The organism is Romboutsia sp. 13368 (assembly GCF_018336475.1).
GTDB lineage: Bacteria > Bacillota > Clostridia > Peptostreptococcales > Peptostreptococcaceae > Romboutsia.
In genome coordinates, this window is sequence record NZ_CP048741.1 from 2,336,809 (window position 1) to 2,341,232 (window position 4,424).

Here is a 4,424-nt window from a genome sequence, read left to right on the forward strand (position 1 = left end):
ATTATATGTTCAACTTTAGGAGGTATCATTGTGTTTGAAGAATTAAAAACATTTATCGCTGTAGTAGAGCAGAAAAATTTTACAAAAGCTGGAGAACATTTAAATTTATCTCAGCCTAGTGTAAGTACACATATAAAAAACTTAGAAAATTATTATGGAGTTACTTTAATTAATAGGTCTATAAAACATAAATCAATAGTTATAACAGAAAATGGTTATAAACTTTATAATAGAGCAAAGGAAATTTTACATATTTTAGATACTACATATATGGAAGTTAGAAATATCTCTGATTCTATAAAAGGTATTATAAAGATTGGTGCTAGTTTGACTATTGGAGAATATATTCTACCTAAATTTTTAAGTATTTTCCATGAAAAATATCCTGATATAGAAGTTGATTTGCTTATTGAAAACACTTCAATAATTGTTGATAATTTAAAGGATTTAACTTTAGATATAGGATTTATAGAAGGTATATCTTCTTATACTAATCTGAATCAAGAATATCTATTGGAAGATAAAATGGTTTTAGCAGTTCCTTATGATTCTAACTTAAATAACAGTAAGTTTACATTTGACTTATTAGAAAATCAAAATTGGGTAGTTAGAGAAGAAGGTTCTGGTACTAGAGAATATCTAAATATATTTTTAAATTCAAATAAAATAGTTCCTAGAAATTTAATGGTGTTAGGTAGTAATTATGCTGTTAAAGAAGCTGTTAGAAATGGACTCGGTATTACTATAATCTCTAATTTTGTAGCATCTTCTGCTGCTGAAAATAAGGAGTTAATTACCATAGAGTTAGATAAATCTTATAATCGTAGTTTTTCTTATATTTTACCTAAAAATATAAATGTTACAAAAGCTACTAAGATATTTTTAGAAGAATTTAAAAGTTATTTATCTACTATTACTAAATAAATTTATAATAATATAGATAAATATTTATAATTTAACTATCTAAATCTAAAAAAATAAGGATTTAGCTATTACTAAGTCCTTATTTTAATATATATTAAATTACATTCCTAATTCTTTAAACTCTCTACTTCCTGGCTTAACTAACTCTATATTTCCTTCTTTACATAAAGGACAATCATCTGATTCATGAACTTGTATATCTAATTTTATTGCACTATATATAGGCATTCCTATATCTTTAGATGTTCTATTTGCTATACAAGCTACTCCTATAACTTCCCCACCTAATTTTTCTAAAGCTTCTTTAGTTTCTATTGTTGATTTTCCAGTTGTTACAACATCTTCAGCTATTATTATTTTAGCTCCTGGCTTAACTTCAAACCCTCTTCTAAGTTCCATTACTCCATCTTTTCTTTCTGTAAATACAGTTTCTTTATTTAATTGTCTTCCTAATTCATAAGAAACTATAACTCCACCCATTGCAGGTCCTACTACTAAATCTATATCTAAATCTTTTATTTGTTCAACAACTGTGCTTAATACTTGTTCTGCATATTGTGGAAATCTTAATACCTTAGCACATTGTACATATCTATTACTATGCTTTCCTGAAGATAATAAGAAGTGCCCTTCTAATAATGCATCACTTTTCTTTAATATTTCTACTACATCTACTTTACTCATAATTATATCCTCCCAATTTTTCATATGTTTGTTTTACCTTAATTTATTACAATATTCCTCTAATTTCGTCTAAACTCTTTATTCCTTCTTTTTTCATAAACTCTTCTATTCCATTGATTATTTCAAGACCTATCCTAGGATTTATAAAATTTGCAGTTCCAACTTGTATGCATGTTGCCCCTGCCATTATAAACTCTATAGCATCTTCAGCTGTAGTTATTCCGCCCATTCCCATAACTGGTATACTAACATTTTTACATACTTCATGAACCATTCTAAGTGCTATTGGCTTTATTGCTGGTCCCGATAAACCTGCATATATATTTTCAAATACCGGCTTTTTCTTATGTATATCTATAGCCATTGCTTTAAATGTGTTTACTAAAGATATTCCATCTGCACCTTCTTCTTCACACACTTTAGCCATGCCAACTATATCTTCTGCATTAGGTGATAACTTAACTACCAAAGGTAAATCCGTAACTTTTCTAACTGCTCTTACAACTTCCCTAGCTACTTCATTTTTTATACCAAAGGCCATTCCACCAGCTTTTACATTTGGACAAGATATGTTTAACTCTATCATATCTATAGGTTGATTATTTAAAAGCTCTGCTCCCTTTATATAATCATCTAATGTACTTCCACCTAAATTAGCTATTCTTACTAAATCTAAATCTTTAAAAAATTGTAATTCATTATCTATAAAGCCTTGAACACCTGGATTTTCAAGTCCTACACTATTCATCATTCCTGATGGAGTTTCATAAACTCTCATGCCCTTATTTCCGTCTCTTTTTTCTAAAGTAAGACCTTTGCTACTTACTCCACCTAATTTCTCTATATCATAAATATCATTATATTCTTTACCAAATCCAAAAGTCCCTGAAGCCATAACAACTGGATTTTTAAAGTTTATCTTCCCGAATTTTACACCTAAATTAGTCATTAAATATCACATCCTCCCCCCAGAATACAGGTCCATCTTTACAAGTTTTCTTATTTCCAAATTGTGTTTTGCAAGTACATACTAAACATGCTCCAACTCCACAAGCCATATGATTTTCTAAAGAAACCATTATTTTTGTTTTTGTTCCTTCTGTCATTTTTACTAACTTTTCCATCATAGGAGTAGGACCACAAGTTAATATATAATCATATCCTTCAACATCTAGTATGTCTGTTACAAATTTATTTCCTGTTGCTATATGAACCTCATTACAAACTTCTTTGTATTTTTCTTCTAATATAGCTTCGTTTCTAAATCCTAAGTAAGCATCACAATTTTCTATATTTTTAGCTACTAAGTAAAGTGGTGCAACCCCAATTCCTCCACCTACTAAAGCAACTCTTCCTTCAACCTTTTCATATCCATTTCCGTATGGACCTTCAAGTTTTATAGTTTCATTTACTTTAACTTTACTTAAAATTTGAGTTCCTTCTCCTACTACTTTATATAAGAAACTTATACTGTTTTCATCTATATCGTGTATACTTATTGGTCTTGAAAGAAGTGGAAACTTATCCCATGCTCTTATCATATAAAATTGACCCATTTTACCTTCAAAGTTACCTTCAACTTTCATAAGGTACATATCTTCCCCTACATATCTATTTTCAATTACTTTATACATATTAATTCTCCCCTTATCATCATACATTTTTAAATTATATAGAATCTATTGCAACTTCTTCTAATTCGTTGTAATATTCATTTACTCCTAAAAGTTTCATTATTAACGCCATTCTTACGAACATTCCATATTTAGCTTGCTTAAAGTACACTGCTCTTTCATCTGAGTCAACATCTACATCGATTTCATTAACTCTTGGAAGTGGATGCATAACAAGCATATCTTTACTAGCGTTTTGCATTTTTGATTTATTTAATATATAGTAATCTTTTAACCTTTCATACTCTTCTTGTTTTTCAAATCTTTCTCTTTGAACTCTTGTCATGTATAAAATATCTAAACTTCCTATAACTTCATCTAAATTATTTGTTTCATAATAGGCATGACCTTGTTCTTGTATTGCTTGTTTTATGTATTCTGGCATTTTTAATTCATCTGGAGATATAAATACAAACTTAGTTCCTTTGTATCTAGACATAGCTTTTACTAAAGAATGTACTGTTCTTCCATTTTTTAAATCTCCACATAATCCTATTGTATGATTTTCTAATTTTCTTTTTAGGGATTTAATAGTAAGTAAATCTGTAAGTGTTTGAGTTGGATGTTGGTTTTTACCATCTCCTGCATTTATAAAAGGTACTTCGCTATATTTTATTGCTTCTTCTGCAGAACCTGCTACTGGATGTCTCATTGCTATAACATCTGCATAACATGATACAGTTCTTATTGTATCTCCTAATGATTCTCCTTTTGATACAGATGATGAGCTAGGTTCAGAAAAACCTACAACACTTCCACCTAATCTATGCATAGCTGATTCAAAGCTTAATCTTGTTCTTGTCGATGGCTCATAAAATAAAGTAGCCAGTAATTTACCTTCACAAACACGAGAATATTTTGATGGGTTCTCAATTATATTTTGAGATAATGATAATATTTGATCTATTTCTTCAACAGAAAAGTCTTCTGGTTGGATTAAATTTCTTCCCTTTAATAACATATATTGTCCTCCTTTTTTAGCCTCTCTGGACTAAATTTAAAAGTATTTTTATAATATAAATTTTATTCTTTTAGTAGATTAACACCTTTTTTTTATAAAGTCAACCTATTTTAATTTAATTTATTTATTTAAAAATATACACCTAATATATTCATATATAATCTGAAATTTAATATAACTAT

5 protein-coding genes are annotated in these 4,424 nt (G+C 28.5%); 1 reads left to right on the forward strand and 4 read right to left on the reverse strand.

Annotation, left to right across the window (positions count from 1 at the left end; translation table 11 throughout):
• Positions 1-30 precede the first annotated feature (30 nt).
• Complete coding sequence (locus G3997_RS09780; protein WP_296645580.1) at positions 31-924, forward strand: LysR family transcriptional regulator; 894 nt, start codon at positions 31-33, stop codon at positions 922-924.
• Positions 925-1,023: 99 nt separating this feature from the next.
• Here the strand turns inward: G3997_RS09780 and pyrE are convergent, their stop codons facing one another.
• The 4 genes from pyrE to pyrB are packed head-to-tail and all read right to left on the reverse strand — an operon-like array spanning position 1,024 to position 4,242.
• The gene (gene pyrE, locus G3997_RS09785; RefSeq protein WP_296645581.1) at positions 1,024-1,608 is read right to left on the reverse strand and encodes an orotate phosphoribosyltransferase; all 585 of its coding nucleotides are present in this window, start codon (positions 1,606-1,608) and stop codon (positions 1,024-1,026) included.
• A gap of 46 nt (positions 1,609-1,654) precedes the next feature.
• Positions 1,655-2,557 carry a dihydroorotate dehydrogenase gene (locus G3997_RS09790; protein WP_296645582.1) on the reverse strand — a complete coding sequence of 301 codons (903 nt, stop codon included), beginning with the start codon at positions 2,555-2,557 and terminating at the stop codon, positions 1,655-1,657.
• Positions 2,550-3,242, reverse strand: coding sequence for a dihydroorotate dehydrogenase electron transfer subunit (locus tag G3997_RS09795; protein ID WP_296645583.1), 693 nt, complete (start codon positions 3,240-3,242; stop codon positions 2,550-2,552). The genes G3997_RS09790 and G3997_RS09795 overlap by 8 nt, the downstream gene beginning before the upstream one ends.
• Before the next feature lie 34 nt (positions 3,243-3,276).
• Positions 3,277-4,242 (reverse strand): aspartate carbamoyltransferase, encoded by a 966-nt coding sequence (pyrB, locus tag G3997_RS09800; protein ID WP_296645584.1) that lies wholly within the window; start codon positions 4,240-4,242, stop codon positions 3,277-3,279.
• Positions 4,243-4,424: the final 182 nt, after the last annotated feature.